This is a genomic window from Bosea beijingensis (assembly GCF_030758975.1).
Classification (GTDB): Bacteria; Pseudomonadota; Alphaproteobacteria; order Rhizobiales; family Beijerinckiaceae; genus Allobosea; species Allobosea beijingensis.
In genome coordinates this window covers 5,278,687-5,302,286 of record NZ_CP132359.1, presented here as the reverse complement: position 1 = coordinate 5,302,286, position 23,600 = coordinate 5,278,687, and the positions used below count along the sequence as shown (strand labels likewise).

The 23,600-nt window shown below is 66.2% G+C and carries 3 protein-coding genes and 1 pseudogene; all 4 read left to right on the top strand.

Going from position 1 to position 23,600, the window contains the following annotated elements:
* The first annotated feature begins 32 nt into the window (after positions 1-32).
* On the top strand, positions 33-18,752 hold the full coding sequence (locus Q9235_RS25455) for an Ig-like domain-containing protein (RefSeq protein WP_306224535.1): 18,720 nt from the start codon (positions 33-35) through the stop codon (positions 18,750-18,752).
* Positions 18,689-19,379: pseudogene (locus tag Q9235_RS26975) on the top strand (DUF6504 family protein); the annotation flags it as partial. The gene Q9235_RS25455 and the pseudogene Q9235_RS26975, both read left to right, overlap by 64 nt.
* Positions 19,376-22,636, top strand: a complete 3,261-nt coding sequence (locus Q9235_RS25440) for an error-prone DNA polymerase (RefSeq protein ID WP_306224534.1) — start codon at positions 19,376-19,378, stop codon at positions 22,634-22,636. The pseudogene Q9235_RS26975 and the gene Q9235_RS25440, both read left to right, overlap by 4 nt.
* Before the next feature lie 69 nt (positions 22,637-22,705).
* Entirely contained in the window at positions 22,706-23,452 is a 747-nt protein-coding gene (locus tag Q9235_RS25435) for a 3'-5' exonuclease (protein WP_306224533.1), read from the top strand.
* Positions 23,453-23,600: the final 148 nt, after the last annotated feature.

Genomic DNA, 23,600 nt, shown 5'->3' with positions numbered 1-23,600 from the left:
AAGTTTTAGATCCTGAGAGGGACGCGAAGCCCATGTCGAAAGAGATGCCCAAGCGTTGGCGCACGAAGAAGACGGAGAAGGCCAAGCCCGCAAGCGCTGCGGGCCGTTTCGGCCTGAAGGCCTCCGTCTCATACCTCCTGCTCGAGCAGCGGATGGTCTTCGACGGCGCGGCGGTCGACACCGCCAATCAACTTGCCGCGACAGGAGATCCGGCCGGACCTGCCAATCTTCCAGGCGAAGGGCATGAGTCGGCGGGCGGGCCGCCACCCGAGCAGGAGTCTTCACCGGCAGCCGCAGGCAGCGTGCCCGCCACGGGGGGAGAACCGCACGCGGCGGAACCTGCCGCAGCGCCGCAGCCGGAACCTCCCGCCCCGATCGAGATCGCGGGCGACGGCTATATGGTCGCAGAACCGCCATCCACCGCGATCGTCTTCATCGATGCCAGCGTCCGCGATGCGCAGGCACTGGCGCAGAATGTCACGCCGGGCACCACCGTCGTCATGCTCGATCCGACGAAGGATGGCCTGCAGCAGATTGCCGGCTATCTCGAGGGCCGCCACGACATCGACAGCCTGCATATCGTGTCGCACGGCGATTCCGGCGAGCTGCGCCTGGGCAACGGGCTCTATAACAACGCGAATATCGAGGATTTCGCGGCGACGCTCTCGGAAATCGGCTCCGCTTTGTCGCGGGACGGAGATATCCTGCTTTATGGCTGCGACACGGCCTTCGGCACGGCAGGCGAACGTTTCGTCTCAAATCTCTCGGCGATGACGGGCGCCGATATCGCCGCCTCCAACGATCCGACCGGCTTCTCCGATCTCGGCGGCGACTGGCAGCTGGAATACCGCACCGGGTTGGTCGAAGCCGATCTCGCCATCACGCGCGAGGGGCAGGATGCGTATGATCATGTACTCGATGTCGCCGCCAGCACCGGTAACGGTGCGCTTCTGGTCTCCGCCGGCAACGCGCTCTACAGCGTCGATGCCGCCACGGGGAAAGCGACGCTTCTGACCACAGTCCCCTCTTCCGTCGGCGGTGTCAGCTTCGGCGGCCCGGTCAATTCCATCGCAGCCGATCACACCAACGGGCTGGTCTATTACGTCGACAGCACGACCAGCAGTTCGAACCGCGCTCTGTTCGCCTACGATTACATCAACAACACCCACATCCTGATCGATTCCGACCTCACCAATAACGGGGCCGGCGCCAGCATCACCGTAGGCTCGACGGGGGTTGGCGGCGGTGGCGCTGCCTTCGCCAACGGCATCCTCTATCTCGCCGTCGAGAACACATCCGGCTCCGACGACACAATCTTCCGCATCACCTTCACCGGCAATGGCCGCACCGTCGCCACGGCCAATGTGTTCGCCACCAACATTACGAACACGGACTGGGGCGACGTCTCTATCGACCAGACCAACAACGTTCTGCTCAGCATGACCGGTACCACGCTGAACCGCTACAACCTCTCGACCGGCGCCCTGGTGTCCTCCGCGACCATGGCCGTCAGCGGGCAGTCCGGTACCGATATCAACGGCAATTTCTACGTCGTCGGCACGACGATGCAGCAGATCAACCCCATCACAGGCGCCAGCATCGGCACCGGAGCGACCATCACGACCAACGGCACGACGGCACTGGCGAATATCAGTGACGCCACGCGCTGGGTTCCGCCGACGAGCACGATCGGCGACCGCATCTTCGACGACGACAACAACAACGGTGTCTCGAACGCAGGCGAAGGCGGCCTTGCCAACGTCACGGTCCAGCTCATCGACGACGTCAACGGCAACGGCACGGTCGATGCCGGCGAGCGCGTACTCGCCACCGACACGACCGACGTCACCGGCGCCTACCTTTTCACCGGCGTGCTGCCGGGCAACTACATCGTCCGCGTCACCGACACCAACAACGTGCTCGGCGGCGCGAGCCCGACCACTGGCACCGCGACACGCGCGGTCGCTATCGGCGCGATCGGCGCCAGCAATCTGGCTGCCGATTTCGGTTACAACCGCACGCCGCCGGTGATCGACCTGAACTCGACGCCGGCGCTGACGAATATCGTCAGCAATGGTGGTTTCACCGGCAATGCCAGCGGCTGGACCTCGACCGGCTCGACCAGTTTCTCGTCCTCCATCGGCTCGGGCGGCGCGATTGCTTGGATCTCGGATGCGAGCACGGGAACACTGACGCAGACCGGCCTGACCGGCCTGAACAACGGCCCGGCACCGAGCGGCTCCGCGCAAGTGATCTTCGGACTGGGCTGGAACAACGGCGCGCTCGATCTCGGCGTGCCGGCGACGTTGACGATCTCTGTCGGCGGCGTGGTCTATGCCACGGTCACCACGCCGACCGGCGCCGGGCCGGCGCTGATCGAATACCAGAACGGCGCCACCGGCTCGCCGGCCAGCATCGCCGCCAGCACACTGAACGCCTGGACCTATACCGACATCACGATCAACCTGCCGACCACCGTCGCCGCCTCCGGCAACCTGGCCTTCACCTACAACACCGCCCTGCTCGGCAGCGACGACATCTCGATCGATAACGTGCGCGTCAACGCCTATACCGACGCGACGCCGGGACGGGACTGGAGCGCGGGCTACACGGAGAACGGCACGCCGGTCTCGATCGCGGCGCCCGCCGCCTCCATCACCGACGCCGACAACGCCAACATGGCCTCGGCGACGATCGTGCTGACCAACAAGCAGGCCGGCGACCAATTGAGGATCGGCGGCGCCACGGGCACGATCCTCGCCAACGGTTCCAGCGGCACGATCAACGGCATCGCCTACACGGTCGTCGACAACGGGACGAGCGTCACGATCCAGCTCAGCGGCTCGGCGACGACGGCGGTCTATGCCAGCACGATCCAGTCGGTGGTCTTCGAGAGCACCAGCGACGCGCCTTCAACGGCCGCGCGCGTATTCAACGTGAATGTCAGCGACGGGACGCAGCTTTCGAACACCGCCGTCTCGACGATCTCGGTGACGGCCGTCAACGACCCGCCGAGCCTGGATCTCGACGCCTCGGGCGCGGGCACCGGCTTCACGACGGGCTATACTGAGAACGGGACCGGCATCGCCATCGTCGACACCGATGTCAGCATCGTCGACCCCGACAACAGCACCATGGCCTCGGCCACGGTCGTCATCACCAACGGTCAGGCCGGCGATCTTCTCTCCGTTACCGGCACGCTGCCGACCGGGATCACCGCGTCCTACAACGCTTCGACCTACACGCTGACATTGACCGGCACAGCGACGCAGGCCGCCTATCAGACGGCGCTGCAGCAGGTCCGCTTCTCGTCCTCCTCGGATGCGATCGTCACCACCAGCCGCGCCATCAACGTCACGGTCAACGACGGCGCCGCCTCGTCCAACATCGCCGTAGCGACGGTCGCGATCACCGCCGTCAACGACGCGCCGGTCAACACGCTGCCGGCTGGTTTCTCCCTGGCGGAGGACGGGACGCTCGGCCTCGCCGGGCTGTCGGTCATCGATCTCGACGCCGGCTCGGGCACGATGACGGTGACGCTCGCGGTCTCCGGCGGCACATTGGCCGCCGCTTCCGCCGGCGGCGTCACCGTCGCCAATTCCGGCACCGCGAGCATCACGCTCAGCGGCACGCTCGCCAACATCAATGCCTATCTCGCGGCAACCGGTCCCGCCCGCATCAGCTTCACGCCTGTCGCGGATTTCAACGGCGCGGTCACGCTGACGATGACGACCAATGACGGCGGCAATACCGGCACCGGCGGTGCGCTGACTGATATCGATACCAGCACCATCACCGTCACCGCCGTCACAGACGCGGTCAACGATGCCGTCTCGACCGCCGAGGATACGGCCGCGACCTTCAACGTGCTGGCAAACGACACGTTCAGCAATGCCGGCCGCACGATCACGGCCATCAACGGCTCGGCGATCGCGGTCAATGGCACGGTCACCGTTGCGGGCGGCACGGTTCGCCTCAACGCCAATGGCACGCTCTCCTTCACGCCGACCGCCGACTACAATGGCAGCTTCGCCTTCACCTACACGGTGAGTTCCGGCGGCGTCAGCGAGACCGCCACCGTCAATATGACGGTGACCCCGGTCAACGATGCGCCGACGCTGAGCTTCCCCGGCGCGCAGAGCACCAGCGAGGATACGCCGCGCGCCATCGCCGGCGTCACCGTCGCGGATATCGACTCGAATGCGCTGACGACGACGCTGACCAGCACGAACGGCACGCTTTCGGTTGCCGCCGCCGCGGGCGCCGTCATCGGCGGCAACGGCACAGGGACGGTGACGATCTCCGGCACCGCGGCCCAGATCAACGCGGCGCTGGCCGGGCTCACTTATACGCCGGTGGCGGATTTCAACGGCAGCGCCAGCATTGCCATCACCACCAGCGACGGCGCGCTCAGCGCTAGCGGCTCCTTGGCGGTTTCGGTGAGCGCCGTTGCCGATGCGGTCAATGACAGCGTCTCCACCAACGAGGACACGGCGGCGACCTTCAACCCGCTCGCCAATGACGGCTTCAGCAATCCCGGCCGGGCGATCACCGCCATCAACGGCGTTGCCATCACGGTCAACGGCTCGGTCGCCGTCAGCAATGGCAGCGTGCAGCTCAATGCCGACGGCACCCTGATCTTCACGCCGGCGGCAAACTACAACGGCGCGGTCAGCTTTACCTATACCGTCGCCTCGGGCGGCACGACAGAGACGGCGACCGTCAGCGTCACCGTCAATTCGGTCAACGACGCGCCTGCGGGCACTGACAAGACGATCACGCTCGCCGAGGATACCGGCTACAGTTTCACCGCCGCCGATTTCGGCTTCTCGGACCCGAACGACAATCCCGCCAATACCCTGCAGGCGGTCGTCATCACCACCCTGCCGCCGAATGGCAGCCTGACCCTCTCCGGAACGGCCGTCACCGCGGGGCAAGTCATCGCCGCGGCCAATATCGCCAACCTGCGCTGGACGCCGGCACCGGATGCCAATGGTGCGGCGCTGGCGTCTTTCACCTTCCAGGTCCGAGACAATGGCGGCACAGCCAATGGCGGGCAGAATACGGACCCGATCCCCAATACGATCACCTTCGACGTAACGCCGGTCAACGATGCCCCGGTCAACGGCCTGCCCGCCTCTTTTGCGACCAACGAGGACATCTCGCTCAGGCTCGCCGGCCTCTCGGTCAGCGATGTCGATGCAGGCAGCGGCAACTATACCGTGACGCTCTCGGTCGGCACAGGCGGCACGCTGACGGCGAGCCCGGCAGGCGGCGTCACCATTGCCGGCTCTGGCACCGCGTCGATCACGCTGACGGGCACGCTTGCCAGCATCAACGCCTATCTGGCGGGAGGCTCCGCCCCGGTCTTCGTCCCGACGGCGGATTTCAACGGCAATGTCACGCTGACCATGGTCAGCAGCGACGGCTCGCTGACCGATACCGACACGCGCGTGATTGCGGTCGCGGCCGTCAATGATCCGCCGATCGGCTCCAATGGCAGCCTGACCACGCCCGAGGACGTGGCCTTCTCGGGCACCCTGCCCGTCGCCACCGATGTCGACGGCCAGGCGCTGACCTATGGACCTGGCGCCACCGCGCCGGCCCATGGCTCGGTGGCGATCAACCCGAACGGTACCTACACCTATACCCCCGCGGCGAACTTCAACGGCACCGATCGCTTCACCTATACGGTCAGCGACGGCATCGTGGCGGTCGAGTACACGATCACGGTCACGGTCAGTCCGGTCAACGACGCGCCGGTGGCGAACCCGGTCACGGCCACGACGAACGAAGATACGACGCTGACCGTGGGCGCGGCCGGGGGCGTGCTGGCCTCCGCCAGCGATGTCGACGGCGATGTCCTTGCCGTCGCGACCTTCACGATCGGCGGCACCGCCTACACGGCGGGGCAGACGGCGAGCGGAGCCTGGGGCTCGTTCACGCTCAATACCAACGGTTCCTACAGCTATGTGCCCGCGGCGAATTTCAACGGCGCGGTGCCGCAGGTCGGTTTCACGATCAGCGACGGCAGCGCCACGGCCTCCTCGACGCTGACGATCAATGTCACGCCGGTCAACGACGCGCCGGGCTCGACGCCGATCGCCAGCCAGATCGGCGCCGATGCGCAAACAGTTTCCTTCGACATCTCCGGCAATTTCTTCGATGTCGATGTCGGCGACACCCGGACCTATGCCGCGAACGGCCTGCCGCCCGGCCTGACGCTCAATCCGATCACGGGTGTGATCTCAGGCACGCTCGACCGCAGCGCCAGCCTGGGCAGCCCCTACAGCGTCACGATCACCGCCACCGATGCAGGCGGGCTCAGCACAAGCCGCAGCTTCACCTGGACAGTGACAAATCCTTCGCCGATCGCGCGCAACGACGCGCTGGCGACGACGGAGAACGCCAATATCAGCGGTTCCGTCTTCGCCGATCACGGCAGCGGCGCCGACAGCGATCCGGATGGCGACCCGATCACGGTCTCGGCGGTCAATGGCGTCGCGGGCGCGGTCGGCACCGCCGTTACCGGCACGAATGGCGGCTCCTTCACCATCGCCGCCAATGGCAGCTACAGCTTCGTCCCCGGCACGGCCTTCGACGACCTTGCCGCCGGCCAGACCCGCACGACCAGCGTTACCTACACGATCTCGGACGGACAGGGCGGCACTTCGACCGCGACGGTGACCGTCACCGTCACCGGCCAGAACGACGCGCCGGTCGCGGTCAATGACAGCTTCACCACGCCCGAGGATACGCCGGTCACCTTCGACCCGCGAGCCAATGACAGCGATATCGACGGCAATGCCCTGACGATCACCCAGATCAATGGTGCTGCGGTCACGGTCGGCGTGCCGGTCGCCGTCACCGGCGGCACGGTCACGCTCAACGCCAACGGCACGCTGACCTTCGCGCCGGCGCTCAACTACAATGGTTCGCCGAGCTTCACCTATACGATCTCGGACGGCACCACGACCGCAACCGCGACCATCAACGGCACCGTCACACCCGTCAACGACGCGCCGATCGCGCGCAACGACGCGCTGGCGACGACGGAGAACGCCAATATCAGCGGTTCCGTCTTCGCCGATCACGGCAGCGGCGCCGACAGCGATCCGGATGGCGACCCGATCACCGTCTCGGCCGTCAATGGCGTCGCGGGCGCGGTCGGAACCGCCGTTACCGGCACGAATGGCGGCTCCTTCACCATCGCCGCCAATGGCAGCTACAGCTTCGTCCCCGGCACGGCCTTCGACGACCTTGCCGCCGGCCAGACCCGCACGACCAGCGTTACCTACACGATCTCGGACGGACAGGGCGGCACCTCGACCGCGACGGTGACCGTCACCGTCACCGGCCAGAACGACGCGCCGGTCGCGGTCAATGACAGCTTCACCACGCCCGAGGATACGCCGGTCACCTTCGACCCGCGAGCCAATGACAGCGATATCGACGGCAACGCCCTGACGATCACCCAGATCAACGGCGCAGCGGTCACGATCGGCGTGCCGGTCGCCGTCACCGGCGGCACGGTCACGCTCAACGCCAATGGCACGCTGACCTTCGCGCCGGCGCTGAACTATAACGGCTCGCCGAGCTTCACCTATACGATCTCGGACGGCACCACGACCGCAAACGCGACCGTCAACGGCACCGTCACACCCGTCAACGACGCGCCCGTTGCTGCCGGCGACAGCATCACCGTCACCGAAGACACGCCCTTTACCTTCGATCCGCGCAGCAATGACAGCGATGTCGACGGTAACCCGCTGAGCATCACCCAGATCAATGGCACCAACATCGCCAGCGGCGGCTCCGTCGTGATCCCCGGCGGCACCGTCACGCTGAATGCCAACGGCACGCTGACCGTCTCGCCGGCGGCGAACTACAATGGGCCGATCGGCTTCACCTACACGATCAGCGACGGCGCCGGCGGCACCGCCAGCGCGACCGTCTCTGGTACCGTGACGGCGGTGAACGACCCGCCTGTCGCGGTCGACGATGTGGTGACGCTCGCCGAGGACGGCAGCGCGACCTTCGACGTCCGCGCCAATGACGGTGATGTCGAGGGCAATCCGCTTAGCATTACGCAGATCAATGGCAGCCCGATCACCGTGGGCGTGCCTGTCACGGTGGCCGAGGGCAGCGTGACGCTGAACGCCAACGGCACGTTGACCTTCCTACCCAACGCCAATTTCAACGGCGCGACCAGCTTCACCTATACGATCTCTGACGGTCAGGGCGGCACCGCGACGGCAACGGTCGCCGTGACGGTCGCCGGCGAAAACGACGCTCCGATTTCCTCGAACGGCAGCCTGACCACGAACGAGGACACGGTCTTTTCCGGCACGCTACCGACCGCGACCGATGCCGACAACGACCCCGTGACCTATTCCGCCGGCACCACGGTGCCCGCCCATGGCACGGTCACCATCGCCGCGAATGGTAGCTATACCTATACCCCAGCCGCCAATTTCGCGGGCAGCGACACGTTCAGCTTCGTGGTTTCCGACGGCTTCGGCGGCCAGAACGAATATTACGTCACCGTCACCGTGCTGCCGGTGAATGACGCACCCGGGGCCGGCACGATCCCGGCTCTAAGCCAGGCCGAGGCCACTGCCGTCGATCTTAACATCTCCGGCTATTTCAGCGATCTCGACGGCGACACGCTGAGCTATTCGGCCGGCGGCACGCTGCCGCCCGGCCTCACCCTGAACAGCGCGACCGGCGTCATCAGCGGTACCATCGCCAATGATGCCAGCCTCGGTGGGACGGGCGGTGCCTACACGGTCGTGATCACGGCTTCGGACGGACAGGGAGGCTCCGTCCAGAGCAGTTTCACCTTCACTGTCATCAACCCGGCCCCGATCGCAAACAACGACACGGTCAACGCGACCGAGGACACTCCGGCCGTCTTCAACGTCATCACGGGCGTCGGCACGGTCAGCGGCGCGGCTGGCGCCGACAGCGACCCGGACGGCGACACGCTCCAGCTCGTCTCGGCCAGCGCCGGCAACGGCACGGTCTCCTTCCAGCCGAACGGCACGATCACCTACACGCCATCAGCCAATTTCAACGGCGCCGACACCATCGTCTACACGATCTCGGATGGGCAGGGCGGCACCGCCACGGCAACCGTGACCATCACGGTCGGAGCGGTCAACGACCCTCCGGTCGCGACCCCGATCGTCGACCGGACGGTATATGACGGCGACACGATCTCGCTCGACGCCAGCGCCTTCTTCAGCGATGCCGATGGCGACGGCCTCAGCTACACGGTCACCGGCCTGCCCCCCGGCCTGAGCTATGATCCCGCGACGGGCCTCATCGGCGGTCGCATCCTGCCCGACGCCTCGGGATCGACCGGCAGCGCCACCTTCACCGTGCAGGTCACCGCGAGCGATGGCAGCGCCAGCGCGGCCACCAGCTTCGTCTACACGGTGCTCAACCGGCCTCCGATCGCCAATAACGACGCGGCGACGACACCCGAGGACACCCCCGTCGATATCCCAGTCCTGGCGAATGATAGCGATCCCGACGGCGATATCGACGAGATCATCCGCGTCAACAACGTGGTGCTGACATTGGGCGGCCCATCCGTCACGACTGCCAATGGCTCGGTGCAGCTCGTGCTGGTCGGCGGCGTGGAGATGCTGCGCTTCACGCCCAACGCCAATTTCAACGGCGTCGAGACCTTCAGCTACACCGTCGACGACGGCAATTCCGGCGTTGCCACCGCGACCGTGACGGTGACCGTAACCCCGGTGAACGATGCGCCGGACGCCGCCCCCATCCCGAACACGACGCGCGCCGACGGGCAGGCCTTCAACTACAATCTCGGTGCGTTCTTCAGCGATGTCGACGGCGATACGCTGACCTACGCCGTTTCAGGCCTGCCGAGCGGGCTGAGCTACGACCCGCTGACGGGCATCGTCTCCGGCACCATCGACCGCAATGCGAGCCAGGGCGGCCCGGCCAATGACGGCGTCTATACGGTGACGATCACCGCAAGCGACGGCAATGGCGGAACGCGACCTTCAAGCTTCACGCTGACCATCACCAATCCCGGCCCGGCCGCGGTCAACGACACCGCGACGACGAACGAGGACACGCCCGTCGAGATCTCGCCGCTGCTGAACGACATCGACCCGGACGGCGATCCGCTGACGATCACCTCCGCAAGTGCCGGGCACGGCACGGTCTCGATCCTGAACGGCGTGATCACCTACACGCCCGCAGCCAATTTCAACGGCACCGACACGATCGTCTACGCCATCTCCGATGGGAATGGCGGCACCTCGAGCGCCGTGATCATCGTCACCGTGAACGCCGTAAACGATGCGCCGGTCGCGAGCCCGATCCCGACCGTGATCGACTCGAACGGCGAGACCGTCCTCCTCGACATCAGCACCTATTTCACCGATGCCGACCGCGACGATCTCGATTTCACGATCACCGGCCTGCCGCCAGGGCTGACCTATGACGCCGAGACCGGCATCATTTCCGGGACGCTGACGCCCGACGCGTCGAATGGCGGGCCCTATACCGTCACGATCACCGCCAGCGACGGCAATGGCGGCACGGTCCAGACCAGCTTCATCTGGCAGGTGCTGAGCACGCCGCCCATGGCAGCGAACGATGCCTTCGCGGTCAACGAGAACGAGAGCACGACCGGCAACGTGCTGACCAATGACGGCGACCCCGGCGGCGGCGCCCTGACAGTGACCGGCGTCGCCGGTTCCGCAGGCAATGTGGGCACCGCGGTGACGGGCTCGCAGGGCGGCAGCTTCGTCATCGATGCACTTGGCAATCTCAGCTTCAATCCCGGCACCGATTTCGACAATCTGCGCGCCCGCGAGACGCGCACGACGACCGTGACCTATCAGGTCACCAATGCAGGCGGGGAAACCGACACCGCGACCGTGGTGGTGACGGTGACCGGGGTCAACGACCTGCCTACCGCGGAAACATTGCCCGATCGCACCCGCTCCGATGGCGAGGCGGTCAATTACAATGTCGGCGACTTCTTCACCGATATCGAAGGCGAGGATATCGACTTCGTCATCACCGGCCTGCCGCCGGGCCTGAACTACGACCCCGAGACCGGCCGCATATTTGGCACGATCGCTGGCAATGCGAGCCAGGGCGGCCCAGGCAATAACGGTATCTATAGCGTCACCGTCAGTGCCAGCGATGGCCATGCAGGCACGATCGAGCGGACCTATCAGATCATCGTCACCAACCCGGCCCCGACCGCCGTCAACGATGCCGCGACGACGAACGAGGACACCGCTGTCACCATCAATGTCCTCGGCAACGATGTCGATCCCGATGGCGACACGCTGACGTTGGACCCGAGCTTCACGCCGAGCGCTGGCCACGGCACGCTGACCGTCAACCCGAACGGCACGCTGACCTACACGCCCGCAGCCAATTTCAACGGCACCGACACGATCGTCTATCGCATCACCGACGGTCAGGGCGGCTTCAGCACCGCGCTGGTCAACATCACGGTGACCGCAGTCAATGACGACCCCGTCACGACCCCGATCGCCGACATGTCGCTGAATGACGGCGCGCCGGTCAGCTTGAATGTCAGCGGCAATTTCGCCGATCCGGAAGGCAGCGCCTTGACGTATACGGTCACGGGCCTGCCGCCAGGCCTGAGCTACAACGCGTCGACGGGCCTGATTTCCGGCACCGTCGCGGCCGGCGCATCCGGGCCGACCGGCAGTCAGGACTATGTTGTCACGGTCAGCGCCGGCGACGGCCAAGGCACGGCCTCGATCCAGTTCACCTACACCATCGTGAATATCGTCCCGCAGGCCGCGAACGATACGATCCAGGCCACCGAAGATGCGCCGATCCTGATCCCGGTGCTCGCCAACGACGCTGACCCGGATGGCGACGCCATCGCGATCATCAGCGTCGAGGGCACCGCGCTCACTGTAGGCGGTCCGGCCGTTGCCGTAGCCAATGGCAGTGTCTCGCTCGTGCTCGACGGCGGCGTGCAGAAGCTGCTGTTTTCGCCGAACCCCAACTACAACGGCACTGTTTCCTTCACCTACGGCATCGGCGACGGCAATGGCGGCACAGCCTCCGCGACCGTGACCATCAATGTCGCCGCGGAGAACGATGCGCCGACCGTGTCGAGCCCGATCCCGGACCGCAGCCAGGCCGATGGCAGCGCAATCTCCTTCGACGTCTCCGGCAATTTCCAGGATATCGACGGCGACACGCTGAGTTATTCGGCCGGCGGCACCTTGCCGCCTGGCCTGACGATCGATCCCGCCACGGGCCGGATCAGCGGAACGCTCGCGAGCAATGCCAGCCAAGGTGGTGCCGGCGGCGTCTATACGGTGGTGATCACGGCGTCGGACGGACAGGGCGGCACGGTACAGAACAGCTTTACCTTCACCGTCACCAATCCGGCCCCGATCGCCAATAACGACACGGTCAACGCGACCGAGGACACGCCGGCCGTCTTCAACGTCATCACGGGCGCGGGTACGGTTGGCGGTGCGGCTGGCGCCGACAGCGACCCTGACGGCGACACGCTCCAGCTCGTCTCGGCCAGCGCCGGCAACGGCACCGTTTCCTTCCAGCCGGACGGCACGATCACCTACACGCCTAACGCCGATTTCAACGGCACCGACACCATCGTCTACACCATCTCCGATGGCCAGGGCGGCACTGCCACTGCGACCGTCAACGTCACGGTCGCAGCGGTAAACGACGTGCCCGTCGTCGATCTGAACGGTGCTGCGCCGGGCACCGGCTACGCGGGCGGCTTCATCGAGGATGGCGGGCCGGTCCCGATCGTCGGTGCCGATGCGGTGATCCAGGATGTCGAGAACAGCATCGTCACGCTCGACATCACCATCGCCGGCACGGATCGGAACGGTGCGGCCGAGCATCTGAACATCAACGGCAGCACGGTCCTGGCCTATGGCACCCCTGCGAACGGCGCGGTGAGCTTCGGCAGCGTCAGCCTTGCTTACAGCTATGACGGCGCGGGATCCCTGCGGATCCAGAATGCCGCCGGTACCGGCCAGCCGATCCCGGCCGAGGCGCTCACCGCCCTGCTCCAGGCCCTGCGCTACGAGAACACAAGCAACAATCCGACGGCCGGAGACCGGACCTTCAGCTTCGTCGCCACCGACAGCTCCGGCGGCAGTTCTGCCGCCGCCGTGACGACGATCTCGGTCAGCGGGACCAATACTGCGCCCGTCGCCACGAACGACACCACCACGACGACGGAGAATGCCGCCATCACCGGAACGGCGCCCGGCGTGCTAGCCAATGACAGCGATCCGGAAGGCGACACGCTCGGCGTGGTCGCGGTCGCGGGCAGCGCGGGCAATCTCGGCGCGCCTGTAGTTGGCAGTGCCGGCGGCAGCTTCGTGCTGCAGGCCGATGGAAGCTACACTTTCGATCCCGGAACGGCCTTCGACGACCTCAAGGCCGGCGAGCAGCGTGTCACCAGCGTGACCTACACCGTTTCCGATGGGAACGGCGGCACCGCGACGGCGACGCTGAGCGTCACCGTAACCGGAGAAAACGACGCGCCGGTCGGCAGTGGCACCGCGATCTCGCTCGACGAGGACACGCAGGCTTCCGGCGCGCTGCCGGTCGCAGTCGATCCGGACGGAGATGCCCTGACCTATGCACTGGTCGGCAACGCCAGCCACGGCACCGTCACGGTCAGCGCCGACGGCACCTATGTCTACACGCCGGCCGCGAACTATTTCGGCGCGGACAGCTTCACCTACAGCGTCAGCGATGGCACTGCCGACGTGACCTACACGGTCACGATCGACGTTCTGCCGGTCGAGGACGGGCCTGTCGCCGGACCGCTGCCCGACCTCGCCATGGTCGATGGACAGGCTCCGAGCATCGACGTCTCCGGTGCCTTCTCCGACCCTGACGGGGAGCCCCTGTCCTTCACGGCCGGCGGATTGCCGAGCGGGCTGAGCATCTCGACCACCGGCGTCATCTCCGGCACCGTCGACAATTCGGCTTCGCAGCAGGCTGGCGGCCTTTATGCTGTGACCGTGACCGCGGCGGATGCTGCCGGGAACGCCGTCAGCCGCAGCTTCACCATCACCGTCACCAACCCCGCGCCGACAGCGGTGGACGATCTCCGCAGCACCGGCGAGAACGCGCCCGCCACGGGCAACGTCATCAGCAACGACAACGATCCGGACGGCGACACGCTGACCGTTATCGCGGTCGGCGCCAGCGGCAACGGCGTCGGCACCCCGGCGGCAGGCTCGGCCGGCGGCAGCTTCACGATCCTCGCCGATGGCAGCTACACCTTCGATCCGGGCACGGCCTTTGACGATCTGGCCGCCGGCCAGGCGCGCGAAACCAGCATCAGCTACACCATCTCCGATGGCGAAGGCGGCACCGCCAGCGCGCTCCTGCGTATCACCGTCACCGGCTCCAACGATGCACCGATCGCCACGGATTCCAGCGCCACGACGGCCGAGGACACCGCAGTAACCGGCGCGATCGCGGCGAGCGATGCGGAAGGCGACGCACTGAGCTTCACGCTCGTCGCTCAGCCGCCGAACGGCACCGTCACGCTCAATCCGGACGGCAGCTATGCTTACGTGCCGGCCGCCGATTTCAATGGCACGGATGCCTTTTCCGTCACGGTCTCGGACGGCAATGGCGGCGCGACGACAGTCACCGTCACCGTGACGGTGACGCCGGTCAACGATGCCCCGGTCGGCTCCGACGGCGCGATCACCGTGACGGAGGACACCCCGTTCAGCGGCACGCTACCGGTCGCGACCGATGTCGACGGCCCCGGCTTGACCTATGCCGCCGGCACGATCGCCCCCCAGCACGGCACGGTTGCGATCAATGCGGACGGCACCTTCACTTACACCCCCGATGCCGATTACAGCGGCCCGGACAGCTTCACCTATACGGTCTCGGACGGCATCGCTCCGCCGCAGAGCTACACGATCATCGTCACGGTCTCCGGCGAGAACGACGCGCCCATTGCCGTGGACGACAGCGCTTCGACGGAAGAGAACACCGCGGTTTCCGGCGTCGTCACCGGCAATGACAGCGACCCGGACGGCGATGCGCTGAGTGTGGTCGGCGTCGGCGCGCCCTCGGGCGGGGTCGGCAGCGCGGTCGCGGGCTCGGCCGGCGGAAGCTTCGTCATTGCGGCCGATGGCAGCTTCACCTTTACGCCCGGCGCAGATTTCGACGACCTGCAGCTCGGCGAGCAGCGCCAGACCAGCGTCGCCTACACGATCTCGGACGGCAATGGCGGCACCGCCACGGCGACGCTTGTCGTCACCGTCAACGGCAGCAACGATGCGCCGAGCGGCGGAGCTCTGCCGCCATTGGCCGGCACGGACGCCGGCAGCGTCTCCTACGACGCCTCGATCGCCTTCTCGGATGTCGAGGGCGACACGCTGAGCTTCTCGGCTGCCGACCTGCCGGCCGGGCTCTCGATCTCGTCCACCACCGGTGCCATCACCGGCACGCTCGCCAGCGACGCCAGCGTCAACGGCCCCGGCGCGAACGGGATCTATGTCATCACGGTCACCGCGACCGATCCGGGCGGATTGAGCGTCTCGCGCAGCTTCACGCTCACCGTCACCAATCCCCCGCCCGTGGCCGGCAACGACAGCGCGACCACCGCCGAGGATACGGCGCTGATCGGCGCCACCGTCGCGACCAATGACGGCGATCCCGATGGCGACGCACTGACCTATGCCCTGGTCAGCGGGACCGCGAACGGCACGCTGACCTTCCGGGCGGATGGCAGCTACGACTATGTGCCCGCACCGAATTTCAACGGCATCGACAGCTTCATCTACAGCGTCAGCGACGGCCAAGGCGGCACGGCACAGGCGGTCGTCACGATCACGGTCACGCCGGTCGACGATGCGCCCGTCGCGGTCGACGATCCAGGTGCCTTCGCGATCGACGAGGATGGCAGCGCCACGATCACGCCGCTTGCCAATGACAGCGACCCCGACGGCAACGCACTTACGATCACGCGGATCGCTAACCAGGCCATCGCCATCGGCGGCTCCGTCGCGGTCACCGGCGGCGTCGTGACGCTCAACGGCGACGGCTCGCTGACCTTCGCCGCCAATGCCGACTACAATGGCGCGCCTTCCTTCACCTACACGATCTCCGATGGCACCATCGAGGCCACGGCCACGATCACCGGCACCGTCAATCCGGTGAACGATGCGCCGGTCAACGGCCTGCCCTCGTCGTTCACCGGCACGGAGGACACGCCGCTCGCGCTGACCGGCATCTCGGTCGTCGATGTCGATGCCGGAAGCGCGCCTATCACGGTCACCCTGAGCGTCGATGCCGGCAGCCTGACGGCCGGCTCGGCCGGCGGGGTCACGGTTGCGGGTTCCGGCACAGGCGCGATCGTGCTCACCGGCACGCTCGCCGACATCAACGCCTATCTCGCCGGCCCGGGCGCCCCGATCTACCAGCCTCCGGCAAACAGCAACGCTGCGGTAACGCTGACGATGCTGACCAATGACGGCGGCAATAGCGGCACGGGCGGCCCGCTTTCGGACATCGACACGGCAACCATCATTCTCGCCGCCGTCAACGATCCGCCTGTCGTCTCGGCGCCACCGGCCTCGGGAGCCGAGGACACGCCGATCACGGGAGCGGTGATCGCCACCGATCCGGACGGCGACGATCTCTCCTTCTCGCTCACATCCCCGCCGGCCAACGGCACGGTCTCGCTCGCGGCCGATGGCAGCTATGTCTACACGCCTAACCCGAATTTCTTCGGCACCGACAGCTTCACGATTACCGTCGACGACGGCAATGGCGGCATCGTCGCGGTCCCCGTCAACGTCTCCGTGACCCCGGTCAATGACGCGCCGATCGGCTCCGATGCCAGCTTCACCGTGGCGGAAGACGGCAATCTCTCCGGCACGCTGCCACTGGCGACCGATCCCGAAAACGATCCGCTGACCTATGCGCTCGGCGGCCAGGCGAGCTCCGGCGTCGCCACCGTTAATGCCGACGGCACTTTCACCTATGTCCCGAACCCGGATTTCTCGGGTACCGACAACTTCACCTACACGGTCAGCGACGGCAGCCTGACGGTGACGCATACCGTCACCGTCACGGTTACCGAGGACAACGATCCGCCCGTCGCCGGCAACGATGTCGCAACGGTGGCGGAGGATTCCGCCGTCGTGATCGACGTGCTCGCCAATGACGGCGATCCGGACGGCGGCGTGGTCTCGGTTATCGGCGCGAGCGCCGGCAACGGCACCGTCGCCATCAACCCCGACGGCACGCTGACCTACACGCCCAATCCCGATTTCAACGGCACCGACACGATCGTCTACACGATCTCGGATGGGCAGGGCGGGACTGCGTCCGCGACGGTCACAGTCACCGTGACGCCCGTGAACGATCCGCCGGTCGGCTCGAACGTCTTGGCCACCATCGCCGAGGACGGCCTGCTCAGCGGCACGCTGCCCGGCAGCGATCCCGATGGCGATGCCCTGACTTTCACGTTGGCCACGCCGCCCGCGAACGGCACCGCGATGATCAATCCGGATGGCAGCTACAGCTACACGCCGAACCCTGATTTCAACGGCACCGACAGTTTCACTTTCACGATCTCCGACGGCACCGCTCCGCTGCAGACCTACACTGTCTCCATCACGGTGACGCCGGCTGACGACGCGCCCATCGCCAACCCGACCCCGCTCGTGGTCACCGAGGACACGCCCGCAAGCGGCGCCATAAACGCCTACGATCCCGATGGCGGGCCGCTGACCTATGCCCTGACCACGCCGCCGGCCAACGGAACCGTCGTCATCAACGCGGACGGTACCTACACCTACACGCCCAACCCGAACTTCAACGGCGCCGACAGCTTCGCCATCACCGTCACCGACGCGTCCGGCGCCACGCTCGTCGTGCCGATCAGCTTCTCGGTCGCGCCCGTCGACGATCCGCCGGTGGCCAATCCCTCGCCTCTCGCGGTCACCGAGGACACGCCGGCCACGGGTTCGCTCAACGCTTCCGACCCCGATGGCGATCCCCTGACCTATGCGGTGACCACGCCGCCTGCGAACGGCACGCTCGTCGTCAACGCGGACGGCAGCTATACCTACACGCCGAACCAGAACTTCAACGGCCCGGACAGCTTCACGGTTGCGGTCTCCGATCCCCAGGGCAACACCATCCTGGTGCCGGTCTCGTTCACGGTCGCGCCGGTCAACGACCCCCCGGTCGCCAATCCCTCGCCGCTCGTGGTCACCGAGGACACCCCGGCCATCGGCTCGCTCAACGCCTATGATCCCGATGGCGACGCACTGAACTTCGCGGTGAGCACGCCACCGACCGGCGGCACCGTCGTGATCAATCCGGACGGCACTTACACCTACACGCCGAACCCGAACTTCTTCGGCACGGACAGCTTCACGGTCACCATCACGGATGACAGCGGCGCGTCCGTCAGTATCGTGGTGCCCGTCTCCGTCACGGTCTCGCCCGTCAACGATCCACCGGTCGCCAACCCGCCGCCGCTGATCGTCACCGAGGACATGCCGGCCACCGGCTCGCTCAACGCTTCCGACCCCGATGGCGACCTGCTTGGCTACGCGCTGGCGAACCCGCCGGCCAACGGCACCGTGCTGCTCAATGCAGACGGCACCTATACCTATCCCGGCTCCTCTGCGAGAAGATCGAGGCGATCGAGCCTGGCTTCGGCATCGAGATCATGACGCTGGCGGCGACCTTGGCCGAGCCCCTCGAACGAAAGCAGACGGTTAGCTCCCTGGTGGAGGAGACCAGTGCGGACGTGTCCGGCCTCATCGACATCCTAGCCAACCGCGTCGGTGAGCGGGCGGTCTATCGCATGGCCCCGATCGCCAGCGATGTTCCCGAGCGCTCTGTTCGCCGTGTCGCCGCGCTGACGGAAGAGACCGGAGCCGTCTGGCCAGGCCACTGGCCGCGGCCGGCGAGGCTGCTGCCACGACCGGAGCCGGTCGAGACCATGGCTNCGTGTCGCCGCGCTGACGGAAGAGACCGGAGCCGTCTGGCCAGGCCACTGGCCGCGGCCGGCGAGGCTGCTGCCACGACCGGAGCCGGTCGAGACCATGGCTCTGCTGCCGGACCATCCACCGGCCTGGTTCAGCTGGCGCGGGATCCGCCGCCGGGTTCGGCGCGCCGACGGACCGGAGCGCGTGTTCGGCGAGTGGTGGAAGCGCGAGGCCGAGATGGTCGCCGTGCGCGATTACTTCCGGGTCGAGGATGATGCAGGCGAGCGCTACTGGCTCTATCGAGCAGGCGACGGCGAAGACGTCGCCACGGGCTCGCATCGCTGGTTCCTGCACGGCCTATTCGGATGAGCGCGCGCTACGCCGAGCTCCAGGTCACCAGCCATTTCAGCTTCCTGCGCGGCGCCTCCTCGGCCGATGAGCTGTTCGCGCAGGCGGCATTGCTGGGCATCGAAGCGCTCGCTGTCGTGGACCGTAATTCGCTCGCCGGCATCGTCCGGGCACATGAGGCGGCGAAGGCAACCGGCGTCAGGCTGATCGTCGCCTGCCGCCTCGATCTCGCTGACGGCATGTCGCTGCTGGTCTATCCAACGGACAGGCCAGCCTATTCGCGCCTGTGCCGACTGCTCTCCATCGGCAAGAAGCGTGGCGGCAAGGCGCGATGCCATCTCGAATGGTCGGACGTCGTTGCGCATTGCGATGGGCTGGTCGCGGTGCTCGTGCCGGACCTGGCCGACGAGGACTGCGCTTTTCGCCTGCGTCGGCTTCGCGAGGGCTTTGGTGACCGCGCCTATCTCGCCCTCTCGCTGCGGCGCCGACCGAACGACCACCTTCGGCTCCATGAGCTCTCGAACCTTGCCACGCGGATGCGCGTGCCCACGGTCGTGACCAACGACGTGCTCTTCCACGAGCCGGCCAGGCGGATCCTGCAGGACGTCGTGACCTGCATCCGACACAACGTCACGATCGACGCCCTCGGCGATCGGCGCGAGCGCCATGCCGACCGCTATCTGAAGCCTCCGGAGGAGATGCACCGGCTGTTCGCGCGCTATCCCGGGGCCTTGGCCCGGACGCTGCAGATCGCCGATCGATGCCGGTTCTCGCTCGACGAACTCGCTTACCAATACCCGGAGGAGCGCGACGATCCCACGCTGACACCGCAGGAGACCCTTGCGAAGCTGACCTGGGAAGGCGCCAAGCAGCGGTACCCCGAGGGCCTGCCCGAGAGCGTCCGGGCAAGCCTGAACCACGAGCTGACGCTGATCGAAAGGCTCGGCTACGCGCCGTATTTCCTGACGGTGAACGCCATCGTCCGCTTCGCCCGCTCGCGCGACATCCTCTGCCAGGGGCGCGGATCGGCCGCGAACTCCGCCGTCTGCTTCGTGCTCGGCATCACCTCGATCGATCCCGGCCGCAACGACCTGCTGTTCGAGCGCTTCGTTTCGGAGGAGCGTCGCGAGCCGCCCGACATCGATGTCGACTTCGAGCATGAGCGCCGCGAAATCGTCATGCAGTGGGTGTTCGACACCTATGGCCGCGATCGTGCGGCCCTGTGCTCGACCGTCATTCGCTACCGGACCAAGGGGGCCCTGCGCGATGTCGGCAAGGTGCTGGGCCTCCCCGAGGACCTGATCGGGACGCTGTCATCACAGGTCTGGGCCTGGTCCGAGGAGGGCGTCGAGAAGCGGCACGTCGAGGAATTGAACCTCAACCTGGCCGACCGGCGGCTGCGCTTGGCGCTTGATCTCGCCCGCCAGCTTAATGGCACTCCGCGGCACCTCTCGCAGCATCCCGGCGGCTTCGTCCTGACACATGATCGCCTCGACGACCTTGTGCCGATCGAGCCGGCCGCGATGGCAGATCGCCAGGTCATCGAATGGGACAAGGACGATATCGACGCGCTGAAGTTCATGAAGGTCGACGTCCTCGCGCTGGGCATGCTGACCTGCATGAAGCGAGGCTTGGACATGCTTGCCGACCACAAGGGTGTCGCGCTCGACCTGGCCTCGATCCCGCCGGAGGATCCACGGACCTACGCGATGATCCGCAAGGCCGACACGCTCGGCACATTCCAGATCGAGAGCCGCGCGCAGATGTCGATGCTGCCCCGGCTCAAGCCGCGGACCTATTACGACCTCGTCGTGCAGGTCGCGATCGTTCGGCCCGGCCCGATCCAGGGCGACATGGTCCACCCCTATCTCCGGCGACGCGAGGGGCGCGAGCCGGTGCACTATCCCAAGCCCGAGCTGGAGAAGGTCCTGGGCAAGACGCTCGGCGTGCCGCTCTTCCAGGAGCAGGCGATGCGCGTCGCGATCGAATGCGCCGGCTTCACTCCGGGCGAGGCCGACATGTTGCGCAAGAGCATGGCGACCTTCAAGTTCACCGGCGGGGTGTCGAAATTCAAGGAGAAGCTCGTCGCCGGCATGGTCGCCAATGGCTACGAAGCCGAGTTCGCCGAGCAGACATTCCGACAGCTCGAAGGCTTCGGCAGCTATGGTTTTCCGGAAAGCCATGCGGCCTCCTTCGCGCTGATCGCCTACGCCTCCGCCTGGCTGAAATGCTGGCATCCTGATGTCTTCTGCGCCGCGCTCCTGAACAGCCAACCCATGGGTTTCTATGCGCCGGCGCAGATCGTTCGGGATGCTCGCGATCACGGCGTCGAGGTCCGGCCGGTCTGCGCCAACGCCTCCCGCTGGGACTGCACGTTGGAGCCGACCGGCGACGAAACGCGGTTTGCCGTTCGCTTAGGTCTCCGGATGGTCAAGGGGTTGTCCAACGTCCACGCTGCCGCGATCATCACGGCCCGAGCCCGTCTGCCGTTCGAGACAATCGAGGATCTCTGGCGCCGGGCTCGTGTACCCGTGTCGGCGTTGGCGCAGATTGCCGAAGCCGATGGGTTTCGGCCCGGCCTTAGGTTGGCGCGGAGAGAGGCGCTCTGGGCAATCCGCGTTCTGCGCGACGAACCGCTGCCCCTGTTCGCCGCGCCTGCCGATAAGCAGGCCGATGAAACGCCTGAGCCTTCAATCGCACTCCGGCCGATGGCAGCTGGAGGAGATGTGGTCGAGGATTATCGCCATGTCGGGCTGTCGCTTCGCGATCATCCGGTCTCATTCCTGCGGGAGGATCTTCGGCGCAGGGGCATCGTCAGCTGTCAGGCCGCAATGGACGCGCGCGATGGACGCTGGCTCGAAGCCGCCGGCATCGTGCTGGTGAGGCAGCGGCCGGGCTCGGCCAAGGGCGTGATGTTCATCACCCTCGAGGACGAGAGCGGTATCGCCAACCTCGTGGTCTGGCCGAAGGTGTTCGAGCGCTTCCGCCGGACGATCCTGTCGGCGGGGATGGTCGCCGTGCGCGGGCGCATCCAGCGTGAGGGAGAGGTCGTGCATCTGGTGGCACAAAGGCTCACCGACCTATCTGCCGACCTCGCCGGCGTCGGCAAGCGGGATCAGCCATTCCCGCTGCCGCACGGACGCGGCGACGAATTCCACCATGGCTCGCCAACCCCGGACCCGCGCGATCTACCGCCGAAGGGAATGCGGACGCGCGACATCTACATCCCGGATCTGCTTATCGACACTATCAAGGTGAAGACACGGGATTTTCGATGATCCGGCTGCCGGCGGGGATCGAAAGGCTCCTGCCTTGTATGGACCAGCGGAAATGCTGATCTACAATCCATGCTCAGTAATCGCGTTCGGGTCATCGACCTTGAGACGGCCGGCGACGGCCCCCACGACGTCTGTGAAATCGGTTGGCAGGACGTCTCGCTAGGAGCCGATGGACGCTGGGAAGTCACCGAGGAACGCGGCGCGCTTCTCGTCAATCCCGGACGCGCCATCTCCGCCGATACGATGGCAGTGCACCATATTCGGGATGAGGACGTTGCTGGCGCGCCGTACTGGAAGGATATAGCGCCGTCTATCCTGAAGCCGGAGCGCGGAGTATTGGCTTTGGCGGCGCACCGAGCGGCGTTCGAACAGCGATACTGCCGACCGCGGCTGTGCGCGGGTGCTCAATGGATCTGCACCTGGAAATGCGCCTTGCGCCTGTGGCCGGAGCTGCCCCGGTTCTCGAACCAGATGCTTCGCTATCAGCGGAAGCCGGCGGGCCTCGTGCACGAGATTGGCTTGCCGGCTCATCGCGCTATGCCCGATGCATACGTAACTGCGCACCATCTCCGCGACATGTTGAATGAGGCTTCGATCCACCAATTGCTTGGGTGGAGCAGAGAGCCCGGCTTGTTGCCTCGCGTGCCAACGGGGCCTGATCGCGGCAAGGGATGGAATCAGCTGAGCGCGCCGGCGCTGTCAGAACTCGCCGCCAGTCGTGATGTCGACCTTCGATTCAGTGCTAAGACTGAACTTGAGCGGCGAAATTCCCAGAACGAAGTCGACCGCGAACCTGCACAGGCACGCTTGCTCTGACGCTCCTATGATCCGTCCGCTGCGCTTCTTGGTAAGGTGCGCTTTTACCGAGCGAGGAAGAGATCGTCGCCTGATGACCTGCCTCTCGATCACTCTCAGAGGTTCTGCGCGATCGATCAATCGAGCCGCCGCGAAACATGCAAAGAAG

Coding starts and splice junctions, on each gene's coding strand:
- Q9235_RS25455 (WP_306224535.1), top strand. CDS start 33: ATGTCGAAAGAGATGCCCAAGCGTTGGCGCACGAAGAAGACGGAGAAG.
- Q9235_RS25440 (WP_306224534.1), top strand. CDS start 19,376: ATGAGCGCGCGCTACGCCGAGCTCCAGGTCACCAGCCATTTCAGCTTC.
- Q9235_RS25435 (WP_306224533.1), top strand. CDS start 22,706: ATGCTCAGTAATCGCGTTCGGGTCATCGACCTTGAGACGGCCGGCGAC.